The organism is Salinigranum sp. (assembly GCF_041641895.1).
Lineage (GTDB): Archaea > Halobacteriota > Halobacteria > Halobacteriales > Haloferacaceae > Salinigranum.
In genome coordinates this window covers 21,170-36,135 of the sequence record NZ_JBEPXO010000034.1, presented here as the reverse complement: position 1 = coordinate 36,135, position 14,966 = coordinate 21,170, and the positions used below count along the sequence as shown (strand labels likewise).

Here is a 14,966-nt window from a genome sequence, read left to right as displayed (position 1 = left end):
CGAAGCTGAAATATCCTGACACTCGTTCTCAGTCCGTGACATCTGCGGGCTGAACACCGGGGGGCACGGGTGTCGCGGCGGCCGCGCGGACCGTCACAGACCGTCTCCCGAGGCCTACCCCGCACCGTGCGTGGCCTCCCACCCACCGGCGTCGACCAACTCGAACAGTTTGCCCCAGTTCTCGTCGTCCTCGGCTGCGGGGAGCTGGTCGCGGAGTTGCTGGAGGTCAGATGGGGGGACGAGCGTGGCGACGAGGTCGACGATGACCTGCGCGTGGTAGGCTGCTGCCGGCCGGTCCGTGTGCTCTATGGCGCTGACCCGTTCGACGAACTCGCGGTAGTCGAACCGCTGGCCGTGTTCGGTCACCGCGCCGGTGAGGTACCAGTCGACCTCCATCGGGAGGGACGCGGCGAGGTCGGCCGCGGCCCCGTCGGGGATTCGCCGTCCGAGCGTCGTGAGTGTCGCTCGAATCGCCCGGACGGTCTCGCCGGTGCCCGACAGTTCGAGCCGATGCTGGATCGTTCCGGTGAACTCGTCGAAGTTCATACACCCGCCCGTTTCATCGCGGTGACTGATGAACGTGGCTGCCAGTCTGTTACGCGCGGGGGTGGCCGTCCCCGTGGTCCCGGCCGGGAGGACGCCTCACCGACCGCAAGCACGCGAAGGGGAGTGTCTCACGTGAGTCGGGACGCTGGGCAGACGGGGAGGCGCGCGGGTGACCCCGACGCCCGGCTCCCCGTCGTCCCAGGGCGGAGACGGGGGCCAGCCGTCCGCCGGCCCCAGTCTCGTGGTGCAGCGGGGGTGCAGAGGGCGAGTCGGTGTCGGCTGACGACCTCGTGAAGGCGAATCGGTAATTCGTGTGCCGGGTGTGGTTCAGCGCGACGACGCTGCCCCCCGCGGACAGTATCGTGACACCCAGACACTATCGAAATTAATTACATCAATAACGGCGTAAACTGTTTCTGGTACTACACTATAGAGCGAGTAACAACTTGTGGAGCGCCGCGGCCGTCGACGACCCCGCCGGACGCGAGGGCAGACGGTGCGTCCGGTGGCGCGTCCGAGCATCGAACGAGACCGGTTCGTCCACCGGTCGCTGTCGACACGGGGTCTAGTGCACGTCATAGACACTCCGGTTCGAGCCCGCTGGCGGCGAAGCAGCCTAGTCTCGGGGGACCTGACCGACCAGCGGCCTCACGCCGAGTCCACTCCGAACGCCCTGGCGAGCCGGTCCCGCATGTACGCACGTCTGAGTTCCCGACGTCGCGCCGGCGAGAGGTACTCTCGGAGGACCACCTCGGCGCTCGCACTCCCCTGTTCCTCGGCGATTTCGCCCACCTCGGCGAGAATCGCCTCCTGGGTCGCCGAGAACGCGTCGTACCAGAACCGTCGACCCATCTGGGGAACCGGCTTCTCACCGGCGATCTCGTCAGGGAGGCCCGCCCGCGCTGCGACGTCGTCGAACCAGGTCAGGATCGTCTGCCGCGTCCGGTGGCCCGAGGCGGAGCGGGCCGAGGGGAACAGATAGCCGTTCCACTGGTCTCTCGCACCGAGTTCGGCGAGGCGCTCTGCCGCCGCGTCCCGACCGTAGAGGATGGAGACCTCGCCGGGGCCGTTCTTCCGTTCCTCGAAGTCCACGTACGGGACGTCTTCGTTCGGCGGGTCGAGCACGAGTTGTGAGCGGTGGAGGGCCGCCACCTCGCCCGACCGGAGCCCCCATCCACAGAGGGCGACGACGAGGAGCCGCTCGCTCGGCGTCGACGCGGCGTCGTACAGGGCCCGGACGTGAGCGGGGTCGAGCGCGGGGTTCGAGGGTTGCTCGTCGCTGTCGGCCGCTCGGCGACTCCACCGGTACTCGTCCTCGAGGCCGGCGACGGGGTTGACCGCCGCCCGTTTCCGCCTGAACAGGTGGGCGTACCAGTCGTCGACGGCCTCGTGAACCCGACGCATCGTTCGCGGTGCCAACTCGTCGTCGAGTCGGTCGAACGCCGCCCAGGCCGCGTCCGTAGCCTCGTACGCGGGAGCGTCACTGTCAGGAGCGACCGGCCCCAGCAGGTCGTCAGCGTCGTTGACCGCCCGGTAGGCTCGAACGTACTTCGCGATCCGGTAGCGGAGCGTGTCGGCCGAGGAGTCGCTCAGCTCGCCACGCTCCCGCCGACTCTCGATGTACGCCTCCAGCAGGTCCACTGTCGCCTCGTGGTCGATTCCCCAGTCGTACCCCTCCACCTCTCGGTCGAGGCCGAGATCGTCGGCCCAGAACTCGCCGAACGACCGGTCGTGGTACTCTCGCAGCGCGTAGACCAGTCCCCGGAAGCCGTTGGCAGACAGCCACGCGTGGGTCGGTCGGTCCACTTCGGGGTCGAACCCGTCCTCGCGCATCGCCGGGGCGACGGTGTGCCAGTAGGCGTCGACGAGTTCGTCGAGGTCGAGGAGGGTCCACGAGACGTCGTCGGGGTCGCTCGAGGCTGAACTACCCACGTCGCTCACGTGACGACCCCCTCGCGGGAGGGGACTTGCTCCGGTTCGGGGTGGATCTGAGTCGGCCATTCTAAGTCGGTAGAGGGTTTTAATCAGATATCATATAATACTTGTGTACGTACAGACTGCACTGGTCTGTCAACTCAACGGCCGTGTGCGGGTTGGGATGCGTACGACGCATGAATCGTATGTCGCTATACGAATTCGCTCGCCCTGTTGGTGCAGAGTGTCTCGGAGTGTCGAGTTCTGAGCCCTGGCTAAGACGCTCTGGGTTTGGATATGTTGAACTAGCTTAGTCTCAACTAAAATAGGACGAACAATTTTGTTTCTCCCGATGGTACGCGGGATATAGCTCGATTCGTCGACAGAGAACGGTAACTCGACCGGCTGCGAGCGCTCTACGAGACAGATGACGCAGCCTCGCAGTGGTGTACGGGCGTCGACGTATGGGCAAGACCACACTCGTTCTCGAATCGATCAAAGACCGAGATGACGCCGTCTACTACCAGGCGACCCGGGGGAGTGCCGACCAGCAGATCAGGTCCTTCGTGAGCGACGCCGCAGCTGTGTACCCGGGCATTACCCGGATTCGTGAGGAGTGGGAGGCAGTTTTCGGATATCTCGCGGAGGAAGATACGGTCGTGGTCGTCGATGAGTTCCCGTATCTCGTCGAACAGACAGAAGCGCTGCCGTCGATTCTTCAGCGGGTCCGGGACCACACGGCGTCGAAGACTGAGACGACATTCGTCCTCACAGGGTCGGGCGATCGGAGTGATGTACGAGTACGCACTCGACGGCTCGGGACCGCTCTACGGACGGGTGGCGAAAGATCCGAACGGACGGCTCGACGTGGGACCGCTCCCGTTCGACGCGGCGTTGTCGTTCTTTCCGGCATCCGATCCCGCCGGTCAGGTGATGACCTACGGTATCTTCGGCGGAACGCCCGAATATCTCCGGCCGGTTCGCGACGATGAACCACTCGAAGCGAACGTCACGCGGACGTTACTCCGCCGGGACGGGAGCCTCCACGAAGAACCCGAGGACGTGCTCCACTGAGAGGTTGACGAAGTCGACCGGTACTTCGCGATGCTGAAGTCGATGGATGAGAAGAGAACCGGACGCCCAACGAAATCGCACAGGGGGCTGGTATCACCAGCGGGAGCGTCGGCTACTACCTCAGCCGGCTTCGTGACCTCCGGACCATCGAACAGCACTACCCAGCTACTGTTGACCCGGACCGAAGTCGGGAAGGGCGATACCGGACGAGTGAGCCGTTGTTCAGGTTCTGGTTCCGGTTCGTGTACGGTCGGACGGTTCGGTACGAAGTGTACGGCGACGACGCGTACGCGGATCTGGTCGAACCGGAACTTCCCGACTTCGTCAGTGGCACCTTCGAACGGCTGTGCCAAGAGGCTATTCTATACGAATACGGCGATCAGTGCCGCTTCGTGGAGGAACCGAACAACTGGTGGGACGGAAGCGGCCGGGAGATCGATATCGTCGCCCCGACGGATGAAGACACGCTCGTGGTCGGTGAAGCGAAATTCCGTCAACAACCAGTTGGATACGACGTCCTCAGCCAACTTGAGAACGAGGCGCCACTCGTGGACTGGACGCCCGAGAGTGGTTGGGAGCCGGAATATCAGTACGCGCTGTTCGGGCGGACCGAATTCGAACAATCCGTTACCGAAGCTGCCGAAGAGCGCGATGACATCCGGCTGTTTACCGTCGACGACGTCGTTCGAACTCTCTCTAATTGAACCCGCGTTCCCAGGCCGCCGGTTCGAGTAGCGGATTATCTAGTACCGTCCCACGCGTCGAGTTGTTAGTTCTCCACCTCTTCGATTGACGGATACAGCCGGTGAAGTTGTGTCCGTGCATCCTCGTTTGTGAACTGCCAGTCAACAGTGACGGCCACCGAGGCACCACGTGTCTCTGTCGATTGTTCCCCGAACGCTCGTGCGTCGGCGGTGTGAGGGCCGGCGCTAACGAACCAACGAGTAGGGCGTGTAATGCCGACTTTCGATAATGATGGCGTCCATCTCGAACCGACAAATACCGTCGTCACTTTTTTCGACCACTCTTCGTCTGTCACGGGTCGTCCGGGCAGAGGCACTGTCGTACATTCAGTATCAGTAAGGAAATTTGCTGCTACTCGCCGAAGTGGGGACAACCCGAACAGAATTACGATGCTCGTATCGAGCTTCACCGGCCGCGCGTGCCCGAGTGTTGCTCCCGTCCGACCCCACTCAGCCCGACGGGAACACGTCTCGACCGTAGGGGTAGTCCATCTGCGTGGCGATGGCCGCTCTCGTCTCGGCGTCCGAGAGCAGTTCGACGACGTAGAGACCGAAGTCGACCGAGGCGGTGACCCCGCGGGCGGTGATGACGTTCCCGTCGCGTACGACCCGGCGGTCGCTCACCGTCGCGTAGTCGTCTAGGAGGTCGACGGCGTCCGGATGTGTCGTCGCAGTCTTCCCCTCCAGGAACCCCGCGGCACCGAGCAACAGCGACCCGGTACAGACGGAGGTCAGGTAGTCGCAGTCGGCGCCACTCCGGAGCCAATCGAGGAACCCCTCGTCGTGGCGCAGGTCGCGGGTCGCGAGTCCGCCGGGCACGAACAGCAGGTCGTACGCGCCGAGGTCGGGTTCGACCCGGTCGACGGTCAACTGGAGGCCGTCGGCCGCCACCGACTCCGACCGCGCACAGACGTCACACTCTACCGCCGGGCCGGACCGGCCCTCGAGCCGGGTGATAGGGTCGTACGCGCCGACGAAATCCAGCGTCGTCATCCCGTCGAACACGCAGAACGCGGCGTCCATAGTCCGGCATTAGTGTGGAACGAGTTATACTTTCGGCGGCGAGGCGAGGGAAGCGGTCAGGCCGACTACCGGTCAGACCTCCACCTTCGCGTCCGAGTGTTCGAGCGCGTCGTCGAGGGCGGCGACCGCCTCGTCGACGTCTGACTCGGTCACGCCGAGGGGCGGCGTGACGACGATGGTGCTCATCGACGTGTAGAAGTACACCCCGTTGTCGTAGGCGCGTTCGGCGACTTCGTCGACGACGGTGGTCCGTTCGGACACCTTGTCGATGCGCTCCTCGAAGGGCACCCGCTCGTCGGGGTGTTTCGAGAGCTCGATCCCCTGGTGGAGTCCGATCCCACGGCGTTCGCCGGCGCTCGGGTGGCGGTCGACGAGTCCCTCCAGTGCCTCCTCGAGGTACTCGCCGACGTCGCGGGCGTTCTCGACGAGCCCCTCCTCGCGGTACGTCTCGATGGCGGCCGAGCCGGCGGCACAGGCCACCGGATGCCCCGAGAAGGTGTGCCCGTGGTTCAGCAGGTTGTCGTCGAGGTACTCGGCGACCTCCTCGGTGACGATGGTGCCCGCGAGGGGCTGATAGGAACCGGTCAGCCCCTTCGCCATGGTGATGATGTCCGGCTCCACGTCGTAGAGGTCGGAGGCGAACCACTCGCCGGTGCGGCCGAACCCGGTCATCACCTCGTCGCAGATGAGCAACGCGCCGTGGTCGTGGGCGATCTCCCGCAGCCGAGGGAGGTAGTCGTCGGGCGGTGTGAGCACACCGTTCGACCCCACGAGCGGTTCGACGAGCACCGCGGCGACGGTGTCGCCCTCCAGCATCAACTGCTCGTCGATGTATTCGAGACTCTCCTCGGGATCGAGCGTGGAGCCGTACGCGTACGGGTCGGGCGCTTTCACCATCCCGGGGACGCCCGGCTGGACCGACGAGGAGACGGCGGTGCGCCTGGGGTCGCCGGACGCCGACAGCGAGGCCGCCGTCGCGCCGTGGTACGACCGATACCGCGACATGATCTGCTCTTTCCCCGTGTAGGCACGGGCGATTTTGAACGCGGCTTCGTTGGCTTCCGTGCCGCTGGTCGAGAAGAACGTCCGGTTGAGCGACCCCGGAGTCACCTCGGCGAGTTTCTCGGCCAACTCGGCGCGATACCGGGTCGAGTTCCCCGGCTGCGTGTACGGGACCTCCCGCACGGCGTCCGCGACGGCCTCCTCGACCCGCTCCGCGTCGTACCCGAGGCTCGTACAGACCAGTTGACTACTGAAATCGAGGATCGAGTCCCCGTCTGCCGTCACGAACCGGAACTCCTCGGTGTCGACGACTTCCGTCGGCTCGAAGTCTCGCTGCCTGGTCCAGGTCCCGAGCGTGTGCCGCTCGTCCCGGACCTCCGCCTCTGTCCGCTGTCGCTGTTGTTCGGACATTCCCAGCTTGTGACTCTTCATCGGATGAATCATCAATGTTTCTCCGGAAACGGCGAGGAGCGGAATTCGATTCGAGGAGTCGCGGTTCAGTCGAACGAGTTCGGAGAGCTTCGCCGACGGTCACCGGTCCGACTCCGTCGCCACCGATGACCGCGACGTCTACCTCCGTGCGGACACTTGGCACCGTGGCGAGCGATACACGACCGGACGACCCGCAGGGAGACGGGCGGACCGCACGAGGCTCAGTCGTCCGTCAGCAGCGCCACGACCTCGGGCATCGAGTCGGCGACTGCGTCGGGTTCTCCGTCGAACCGCGGCCACGGCGCGCCGGCCCGGTTGAGCCACACGCCCCGCATCCCGGCGTTCGTGCAGCCGACGATGTCTCCCCAGCCGGCGCCGACGTGAACGACCCGCTCTATCGGGACGCCGAGGCTGTCGGCCGCGCTCTCGTACAGCCCCGGGTCCGGTTTGAACGTGCCGACCGTCGCCGCGCTAATCGTCGCCTCGACGAACTCGTCGGTGTTGGTCGTCTCGACGAGCGACTCCAGCATGGCAGGGTTGCCGTTCGAGAGGACCGCGATCCGGTACCCGGCAGACGACAGCGACGCCAGCCCCGGCCGGACGTCGTCGAACGGGCTGAGGTCGTGATACACGTCGGTCATATCTTCCAGCGCCGCCTCGGACACCGAGATCCCGCGCGCTTCGAGCAGATAGGCCAGCGCGTCACGGTGGAGGTCGTAGTACGTCGGGTTCGCGCCCACGTGGGCGGCGACGGTCGCGAACTGGACCGCCAGCGAGTGCCACTCGGCGGCGACGGCCGCCGGGTCGTCGACGTATCCCGTCAGGACGCGGCCCGCCGACCGCGGGTCGACGAGCGTGCTGAACGAGTCGAACGTGACGACACCGACCTGGTCGCTATCGATACTCATGACCGACACTGCCGGGCAGGCGTCTAAACGGTATCGGCCGTCGACCGGTCGGGGGCCGTCGCGGGTCGCCGGTCCCCATCACCTCCCGGAGGCCACGTCCGGCAGAGCGGGGTAGCCGTCGTCGACACCGGGAGTGGTCGTGCCCGACCTCGGTGTCGTCGACCCCACGAGGGCCGCGGCACGGTCGACCCAACCGGGCCGGGCCACGGACACGGTCCCGACGCTCGGGGTCATCCCTCGCGACGTACCGGGGCGTGACCCGTTCGCCTCAGGCGGGGTACTCGTCGTGCCACGGGCGATGACGTTCGACGGCCGCGCTCGCGGCGATGACGGCCGACTCGTCGAACCGCTGGCCCGCGATCTGCATCCCGACGGGGAGCCCGTCGACGAACCCGGCCGGGACTGACGCTGCGGGGTGTCCGCTGAAGTTGTACGGTTGCGTCAACACCCATCCCCGGAGCGGTTCGATTTCGACGCCGTCGACCTCCGTGGGGTTCCGATCGTGCGGGAACGCTGTGGTCGCGAGCGTCGCGGACACCACCAGGTCGTATTCGACGAAGAGGTCCTGCAGCGCGTCGAACACGTCGGTCCTGACCGTGTCGGCGCGTTTGTACTCGCGGGTCGTCGGTTCGTCCGCGTCCATGACCAGGTCGACCAGATACGGCCGAAGGCGGTCGCGGTCTTCCCCCCGGGGGTCGAACCCGTCCTCCTCGAGGGTGTCGAACAGCGACTGCCAGCGGACGCGGGCCATGGTGTAGTACGCGTCGAGGATGGCCTCGCGGTCGTGCTCGAAGTCCGGGTCGGTGGTCTCGACCGACGCTCCCGCGGCCTCGAAGGCGGAAACGGCGTCCGTGACGGTGTCCCGAACGGTCTGTTCGACCGGATAGACGCCGAGGCCGGGACTGAACGCGACCGAGAGGTCGTCGATGTCGCGGTCGACCGCGTCCCGGTAGCCCTCCTCGGCCGGGACCGAGAACGGGTCACGCGGGTGGAGGCCCGCCATGACGTCCAGTGCGAGCGCGGCGTCCTCGACGGTGCGGGCGAGCGGGCCGTTGTGGGTGAACGGAGAGTGGCTGGCGAACCCGTTCGGGCGGTCGACGTTCGGGACGAGCCCGTACGTCGGTTTGAGCCCGTACACGCCGCAGAAACTCGCCGGGATCCTGATCGAACCACCCGCGTCCGATCCCGGGGCCAGCGGAACGAGGCGGTCGGCGAGCGCGGCGGCGGCCCCGCCCGACGAACCCCCGGAGACCCGGTCGGTGTCGAACGGCGTCGACGTCGGACCCGCGACCCGGTTGTCCGTCGTCGTTCCCAGCCCGAACTCGGGCGTGTTCGTCTTTCCGACGATAACCGCACCGGCGTCCCGCAGCCGCTCTACGAAGGGCGAGTCGGCGTCCGCGACGCTGTCCTCGTAGAGGAGCGACCCCGACGTGGTTCGGACACCGGCGACGTCGTCCAGGTCCTTGATCGCGACGGGGACGCCGTGGAGCGGTCCGAGCGGCTCGCCCGCCTCGATCGCCTCCTCCGCGGCGGCAGCAGACTCCCGCGCGAGGTCTTCGGTGACAGTGACGAACGCGTTGGTTCGGTCGCCGCGGTCGCGTATTCGCTCGATGTGTGCGTCGACTGTCTCGACCGGTGAGAGTTCGCCCTCCCGTATCCGCCTCGCGAGACTACTGGCCGACAGTTCGGTCGGGTCCCGGCTCATGTCTCCCCACACCGCACGGATGTATTTAAAACACCGTGCTAACCACTCTCGAACGCCGCCCGAGCAGAGGACGAACCGGTGTTCGAATTGACGGAACAACGTATCGGGACCGAATCCGGAGTCCTCGCACGGGACCAACACTCCGAGGTCCTGATCGGAAGGTTCCCGACTCCTGACCGCTGGCATTCGGTGGCAGGCGAAAATTTCGCCGTCCTGCGTAGTACGGGAGGCCGACGGGAAGGGACGTACCAGCCCGTTTCGGTCGGGATCGATCGGGATAGCTCCGTTCGAAAAGGCGGAACCGAATTTTCGCCGGGGAACAGAGTGAATTACACTGGTATCTCTGTAATGAAGCCCGGTCAGGCGTGGGCGATGTTGAGTTCGAGCTCGTTGGTCGCGCCCATGAGGAGCGTCGGGAGTTCCTCCTCGAACCACTCGTCGGTGAGCCGATACGAGGGCCCGGAGACGCTCAGAGCTCCGATGACGCCCCCGTCAGCGGCAGTCACGGCGGCGCCGACCGCGTGCAGTCCCTCGAGGTTCTCCTGCCGGTTGAAGCTGTACCCGTCGTCCCTGATCTGCTCCAGTTCCGCGAGCAGTTCGTCCGGGTCCGTGATGGTCCAGTCCGTGATCGGGTCGAACGCAGCCTGTTCGACGACTTCGAACAGCTCTTCCTCGTCGATCTCAGCGAGGATGGCCTTACCGGCGGAGGTGGCGTGCAGCGGGACTCGGCTGCCGATCCCCGGGTCCGTGTGCACGGCGCGCTCACCGAACGCGCGGTGGATGTACACCGCCTTCCCGTGTTCCTTGACCAGAAACTGCGCCCGCTCCCCCGTCTGCTCCGCGATCTCCTCAACCTTCTCTCTCGCCAGTTCGTACCCCTCACACCGGGTCCGGGCCCGCTGCCCCAGTTCCAGGAACCGCAGTCCGACGTTGTACCGTCCGGCCGCTTCCGTGACGTACTCCAGGTCGGTCAGCGTTCCCAGGTGCCTGTGGACGGTGCTCTTGGCGTAGCCTGTCCGGTCCGCGATCTCCGTTACGGTCAGATCTTCGGCGTCCCGGAGACACTCCACGATCTCGAACATCGTCCGGGTCGCCTGAACTGAGTCGCCGGCCTCGCTTTTTCGTGTGCCCATGTAGCCCTCGACGGGTTGCTGTCGTAAATGCCGTTCGCAATCGCGGAACAGTCTTTCGGGAGTCCGGGGCCGCATCGTTACTCCCGTGAGGACCGTTGTGGGTTCACACGTCCGTCCCCGAGCGGGAGACTGCGGAGTTCGTATCGGCGCTCACGTTCGACGACCTCCCCGAGTCCGCTGTCGTTACCGTCACACGGGCGGTCGTCGACACGGTCGGAGTCGCGCTGGCGGAGTCGACCGTCGACGCCGCGGTCAGGGTCGGAACGGCCACGCACTGGACTACGACGATATGTCGCGGGCGATGGACGGACACCCGAGCGTGGCGCTCTCCCGAGGGTGCTGTCGCTCGCGGACAGGGCGGACGCGAGCGGGCGGGACCTGGCCGCGGCATACGACGCGGGGTTCGAGACTGCCTGTGCGCTCGCAGAGTCGATACCCCCGGGCCACTGCGAGGCCGGGTGGCACGCGACGGCGACGTTCGGTACCTTCGGCGCGACGGGCGCCGCGGCGAATCTGTCCGGGGGCGACGCCGAGACCACGGCGCGTGCTCGACGCAGCGAAACTCCTCGCCGTCACCCGAGCGGGCTGATCCGCTGGTGGATCTGACCGCAATATGACAGTTGGCAGTAGTTTTAAACTGTACTGGGTCTGTAGTGTGATAACATAGTGAACATCAACGCAGCATCGCTGAGCGACGAGCAACGACTCGTCCGCGACTCAATCCGCGACCTCTGCGACGATTTCGACGACGGGTACTGGCGTGAACGGGACAGGACCGCCGAGTACCCACACGAGTTCGCGGAGGCGCTCGCGGACAACGACTGGTTCGGCGCGCTCGTCCCGACCGAGTACGGTGGCGCGGGCATGTCCACGGCGGAGACGGTCGTGATGATGGAAGAGATCGCGGCCGGCGGCGGCGGGTTCGGTGCCGCTCAGGCCGTTCACGGCGCGATCTACAACTCCGTCCCGCTCGTGAAGTACGGGAGCGACCGGATGAAGTCGGAACTCCTTCCGCGGGTGGCCGACGGCAGCGTCTCGATCCAGGCGTTCGGGCTGACCGAGCCCAACGCCGGGTCCGATTCCACGGCCATCGAGACGCGCGCCGAGCGCGACGGCGACGAGTACGTCATCACTGGACAGAAGATCTGGACGTCACGCGTCGACGTCAGCGACTATCTGGTACTGATGGCACGGACGACCCCGCGGGCGGACGTGGACAAGCGGACGCGGGGAATCACGATGTTCCTCGTGGACCTCGAGGACGCACGCGACCAAGGGGCACTCGAACTGGACAGGATCGACAAGAGCGCGAGCAGGTTCGTCCACTCCTACGAGCTCTGGCTGGACGGTCTCCGGGTCCCCGAGGAGTCGGTCATCGGCGAGGTCGGCGACGGGTTCTACCAGATGCTCGACGGCCTCAACGAGGAGCGGCTGGTCATCGCCGCCGAGTGCGTCGGCCTGGGTGAGGCGGCCCTCGAGAGGGGCGTCGCGTACGCGAACGAGCGCGAGGTGTTCGACCGACCGGTCGGGAAGAACCAGTCGATCCAGCACCCGCTCGCCCGGGCGTACGCAGAACTGATGGCCGCCAAGCAGGTCGTGTACAGCGCGGCGAGCGAGACAGACGGCGGTGGCGGCCGGACCGACATCGGGGCACGGGCCAACGTCGCGAAGTATCTCGCCGCCGAGGCGGCCTTCGACGCGGCCGACGCAGCCGTCCAGACACACGGCGGGTTCGGCGTCGCGCGGGAGTACGACGTCGAACGGTACCTCCGCGAGGCGCGCCTGGCGCGGCTCGTCCCGGTGACCCAGGAACTGGCACTCAACTACGTCGGGGAGAACGTCCTCGGCCTCCCGCGGTCTTACTGACACCACGACTCGAACCCCATGACTGATACGAACGAGACGGACGAACGGAACGACGAAGACACCGACGGCGGCGAGGCGGCTGACCATGACAGGCGGCTCGTCGAAGGGTGGCAGGGTCGCTACTTCGAGGACTTCACCGTCGGTGACGTGTACAAACACCCCTACGGCCGGACCGTCACCGAGACGGACAACGTCTGGTTCACGAACGTGACGATGAACGCCAATCCGATGCACTTCAACGAGGCGTACGCGGCCGAGACGGAGTTCGGGGAACGCCTCGTCGACGGCACGTTCGTCATCGCACTGGCGGTCGGGATGAGCGTCGTCGACGTCTCCGCCAACGCGACGGCGAACCTCGGGTACGACGACGTCCGCCACCACGCGCCCGTCTTCCACGGGGACACGCTGTTCGCCGAGAGCGAGGTGCTGGAGAAACGCGAGTCCGAGTCCCGAGACCACGTCGGCATCGTCACGACCGAACTCCGGGCGCACAACCAGGACGACGAGAAGGTCCTCTCGCTGGAGCGGACGCCGATGGTGCTGAAACGAGCGCACGCCCGCCCCTCGGCGGCGCGCCCGACCGGCTGGCCCGAGGGCGTTGGCACCCAACCGGAAGACCTCGAATGATGGTGGGTCCAGCGAACCCCCCGGTCGACCGGCGGCTCGAGGGCGACCTTCCGGTCACGAGCGCCGAGCGCGCGGCGGCCGGGCTCGACGGCAGCGCCACGCTGCTGGTAAGCGGGTTCGGCAGCGTCGGCTACCCCAAGGCGGTCCCGCTCGCGCTGGCCGACGCCGACCGCGACCTCTCGCTGACGGTCGTCTCGGGGGGGACCGTCGGTGACGAGATCGACACCGACCTGCTGGAGTCCGGCGCCATCGAACGGCGATACCCGTATCAGGGGACGGAGGCGGCACGGGACGCGGTCAACAGCGGGGCAGTCGCCTATCAGGACCGCCACGTGGGCGGCCTCGCCGACGAGGTGGCCTTCGACCTGATCGCCGAGGGTGACGTGGCCGTGGTCGAGGCCGTCGCCGTCGGCGAGGACTGGCTCGTCCCGTCGACCTCGGTCGGGCAGACGCCGGCGTTCGTCGAGAGCGCATCTGAACTGATCGTCGAGGTCAACCGCGCGCAACCGCTCGGTCTCGGCCGGTTGCACGACATCTACCGGCCGTCGGACCCGCCCGCCCGCGAGCCGCTGCCGCTGACAGAGCCGGACGACCGCGTGGGCGACCCGTTCGTCACCTTCGACCCGGAGAAACTGACCGCCGTCGTCGAGACGGACCGGCGCGATTCCCCCTACGAGTTCCGGGACCCGACAGCGGAGGACTGGGCGATCGCCCGACACCTCGGCGACTTTCTCACCGACGAGATGGAACGGAACCGGGTCCTCTCGGAGAGGATAACGCTCCAGTTCGGCGTCGGGAACCTCGGCAACGCGCTGATGAGCGAACTGTCGGGCATCGACATCGGTGACCGCACGCTCGGGTACTTCGGCGAAGTCATTCAGGACGGCCTGCTCGACCTCATAGAAGAGGGACGGCTCGCGTGCGCGAGCGCCACCTCGCTGGCTCTGTCGGCCGACGGCCAAGAGCGGCTGTTCGAGAACCTGGACCGGTACGCGAGTGACGTCGTGCTCCGCCCGACCGACGTCTCGAACAGCCCGGCGCTCATCGACCGGTTCGGCGTCGTCGGGGTCAACAGCGCCCTGGAAGTCGACGTGTACGGCCACGCCAACTCGACGCACATCAACGGGTCGAACGTGATAAACGGCGTCGGGGGGAGCGGTGACTTCAACCGCAACGCCCTCGTCTCGGTCACCGCACTCCGGTCGACTGCCCGTGATGGGTCGGTCTCGCGGGTCGTCCCGATGGTCTCGCACGTCGACCACACGGAACACGAAATCGACGTGATCGTCACCGAACACGGCGTCGCCGACCTCCGCGGGCTGTCGCCGCGTGAGCGCGCGGACGCCATCGTCGAGCGCTGTGCCGACCCGTCGGTCCGCCCGACGCTCAGGGACTACCTGAAACGCGCCGGCGACGCGGGCGGTCACATGCCGCACGACCTCGACACCGTCTTCGACTGGCGATGACCGTCGGCCGCGTCCGTGCCGTACTCGCCTGATCGTCGCTCGAGGTAGATGCGCTCGTCGGTGTAGAACCGGCCCACGTCTTCGGCCTGCGCGTGGAGGTCGCCGAAGAACGAGTCCTTCTGGCCGCCGAAGTGGGAGAGACGCTAACGGCACCGCCGTGCCGGCGTTGACCGCGAGGGTTCCCACCTCGGCGTCGTGGCGAAACGTCCCGGCGTCGGCGCCTACCGGTGAACAGGCTGGCGGCGTCGCCGAAGTCGCACCCGTTCAATGTCTCGGGGACTCGTCGACGTCTGCGGCCGGCATCGCCCCCAAGAGGTCGAAGGTCTCCGCCCGCGCGAGCACCGTGTCCGGCGTCACGTCACAGGAGAGACAGGGCCCGAGCGAGTTCCCGCCGGACGCTTCGACGGTCACGTCGCGGCCCTCGTAGACCAGGTCGACCTCCTCTTGGACGCCGGTCTCGAGGTCGAGGCGTCCGCGGCCGGGCACACCACCGACCGGTGACTGTCCCGAACAGTTACGTGACTGTT

14 protein-coding genes and 1 pseudogene are annotated in these 14,966 nt (G+C 66.6%); 7 read left to right on the top strand and 8 right to left on the bottom strand.

The window, feature by feature from the left end:
* Positions 1–114: 114 nt before the first annotated feature.
* Together ACESK5_RS09315 and ACESK5_RS09310 are read right to left on the bottom strand one after the other, a co-directional pair.
* A complete protein-coding gene (locus ACESK5_RS09315; protein ID WP_372911284.1) occupies positions 115–546 on the bottom strand; it encodes a DUF2267 domain-containing protein in 432 nt (143 codons plus the stop codon).
* A 648-nt stretch (positions 547–1,194) separates the two neighbouring features.
* Positions 1,195–2,478 carry a tyrosine-type recombinase/integrase gene (locus ACESK5_RS09310; RefSeq protein WP_372911283.1) on the bottom strand — a complete coding sequence of 428 codons (1,284 nt, stop codon included), beginning with the start codon at positions 2,476–2,478 and terminating at the stop codon, positions 1,195–1,197.
* A 446-nt stretch (positions 2,479–2,924) separates the two neighbouring features.
* On the opposite strand from ACESK5_RS09310, the pseudogene ACESK5_RS09305 reads away from it, so the two are divergent.
* The 3 genes and pseudogenes from ACESK5_RS09305 to ACESK5_RS09295 all read left to right on the top strand — a co-directional run.
* Positions 2,925–3,182 (top strand): annotated as a pseudogene (locus ACESK5_RS09305) (ATP-binding protein); the annotation flags it as partial.
* 70 nt (positions 3,183–3,252) lie between these two features.
* Positions 3,253–3,534, top strand: a complete 282-nt coding sequence (locus ACESK5_RS09300; RefSeq protein ID WP_372911286.1) for a hypothetical protein — start codon at positions 3,253–3,255, stop codon at positions 3,532–3,534.
* Between the two features lie 218 nt (positions 3,535–3,752).
* Positions 3,753–4,238 (top strand): DUF234 domain-containing protein, encoded by a 486-nt coding sequence (locus tag ACESK5_RS09295; RefSeq protein WP_372911282.1) that lies wholly within the window; start codon positions 3,753–3,755, stop codon positions 4,236–4,238.
* Between the two features lie 489 nt (positions 4,239–4,727).
* Here ACESK5_RS09295 and ACESK5_RS09290 read toward each other — a convergent pair whose 3' ends face one another.
* The 5 genes from ACESK5_RS09290 to ACESK5_RS09270 form a co-directional block, all read right to left on the bottom strand.
* Positions 4,728–5,300: a DJ-1/PfpI family protein gene (locus ACESK5_RS09290; RefSeq protein WP_372911281.1), complete on the bottom strand. Its 573-nt coding sequence runs from the start codon at positions 5,298–5,300 to the stop codon at positions 4,728–4,730.
* 72 nt (positions 5,301–5,372) lie between these two features.
* A complete protein-coding gene (locus tag ACESK5_RS09285) occupies positions 5,373–6,734 on the bottom strand; it encodes an aspartate aminotransferase family protein (RefSeq protein ID WP_372911280.1) in 1,362 nt (453 codons plus the stop codon).
* A gap of 221 nt (positions 6,735–6,955) precedes the next feature.
* A complete protein-coding gene (locus ACESK5_RS09280; RefSeq protein ID WP_372911279.1) occupies positions 6,956–7,642 on the bottom strand; it encodes a haloacid dehalogenase type II in 687 nt (228 codons plus the stop codon).
* A 268-nt stretch (positions 7,643–7,910) separates the two neighbouring features.
* Positions 7,911–9,347: an amidase gene (locus ACESK5_RS09275; protein ID WP_372911278.1), complete on the bottom strand. Its 1,437-nt coding sequence runs from the start codon at positions 9,345–9,347 to the stop codon at positions 7,911–7,913.
* A 359-nt stretch (positions 9,348–9,706) separates the two neighbouring features.
* Positions 9,707–10,555, bottom strand: coding sequence for an IclR family transcriptional regulator (locus tag ACESK5_RS09270; protein ID WP_372911277.1), 849 nt, complete (start codon positions 10,553–10,555; stop codon positions 9,707–9,709).
* Here ACESK5_RS09270 and ACESK5_RS09265 point away from each other — a divergent pair.
* The 4 genes from ACESK5_RS09265 to ACESK5_RS09250 are packed head-to-tail and all read left to right on the top strand — an operon-like array spanning position 10,508 to position 14,439.
* Positions 10,508–11,086, top strand: a complete 579-nt coding sequence (locus ACESK5_RS09265) for an MmgE/PrpD family protein (protein ID WP_372911276.1) — start codon at positions 10,508–10,510, stop codon at positions 11,084–11,086. The two genes, ACESK5_RS09270 and ACESK5_RS09265, sit on opposite strands and share 48 nt — an antisense overlap.
* Before the next feature lie 60 nt (positions 11,087–11,146).
* Positions 11,147–12,346 carry an acyl-CoA dehydrogenase family protein gene (locus tag ACESK5_RS09260; RefSeq protein ID WP_372911275.1) on the top strand — a complete coding sequence of 400 codons (1,200 nt, stop codon included), beginning with the start codon at positions 11,147–11,149 and terminating at the stop codon, positions 12,344–12,346.
* Between the two features lie 18 nt (positions 12,347–12,364).
* On the top strand, positions 12,365–12,973 hold the full coding sequence (locus ACESK5_RS09255) for a MaoC family dehydratase (protein ID WP_372911274.1): 609 nt from the start codon (positions 12,365–12,367) through the stop codon (positions 12,971–12,973).
* The gene (locus ACESK5_RS09250) at positions 12,973–14,439 is read left to right on the top strand and encodes an acetyl-CoA hydrolase/transferase C-terminal domain-containing protein (protein ID WP_372911285.1); all 1,467 of its coding nucleotides are present in this window, start codon (positions 12,973–12,975) and stop codon (positions 14,437–14,439) included. Before ACESK5_RS09255 ends, ACESK5_RS09250 begins: the two co-directional genes overlap by 1 nt.
* 264 nt (positions 14,440–14,703) lie before the next feature.
* Here ACESK5_RS09250 and ACESK5_RS09245 read toward each other — a convergent pair whose 3' ends face one another.
* On the bottom strand, positions 14,704–14,925 hold the full coding sequence (locus ACESK5_RS09245) for a hypothetical protein (protein ID WP_372911273.1): 222 nt from the start codon (positions 14,923–14,925) through the stop codon (positions 14,704–14,706).
* Positions 14,926–14,966 lie beyond the last annotated feature (41 nt).

Bases quoted from the DNA above. Each gene is read 5' to 3' on its own strand.
- ACESK5_RS09315 (WP_372911284.1), bottom strand. From the start codon at position 546: ATGAACTTCGACGAGTTCACCGGAACGATCCAGCATCGGCTCGAACTG.
- ACESK5_RS09300 (WP_372911286.1), top strand. From the start codon at position 3,253: ATGTACGAGTACGCACTCGACGGCTCGGGACCGCTCTACGGACGGGTG.
- ACESK5_RS09290 (WP_372911281.1), bottom strand. From the start codon at position 5,300: ATGGACGCCGCGTTCTGCGTGTTCGACGGGATGACGACGCTGGATTTC.
- ACESK5_RS09285 (WP_372911280.1), bottom strand. From the start codon at position 6,734: ATGAAGAGTCACAAGCTGGGAATGTCCGAACAACAGCGACAGCGGACA.
- ACESK5_RS09280 (WP_372911279.1), bottom strand. From the start codon at position 7,642: ATGAGTATCGATAGCGACCAGGTCGGTGTCGTCACGTTCGACTCGTTC.
- ACESK5_RS09275 (WP_372911278.1), bottom strand. From the start codon at position 9,347: ATGAGCCGGGACCCGACCGAACTGTCGGCCAGTAGTCTCGCGAGGCGG.
- ACESK5_RS09265 (WP_372911276.1), top strand. From the start codon at position 10,508: ATGCCGTTCGCAATCGCGGAACAGTCTTTCGGGAGTCCGGGGCCGCAT.
- ACESK5_RS09270 (WP_372911277.1), bottom strand. From the start codon at position 10,555: ATGCGGCCCCGGACTCCCGAAAGACTGTTCCGCGATTGCGAACGGCAT.
- ACESK5_RS09255 (WP_372911274.1), top strand. From the start codon at position 12,365: ATGACTGATACGAACGAGACGGACGAACGGAACGACGAAGACACCGAC.
- ACESK5_RS09250 (WP_372911285.1), top strand. From the start codon at position 12,973: ATGGTGGGTCCAGCGAACCCCCCGGTCGACCGGCGGCTCGAGGGCGAC.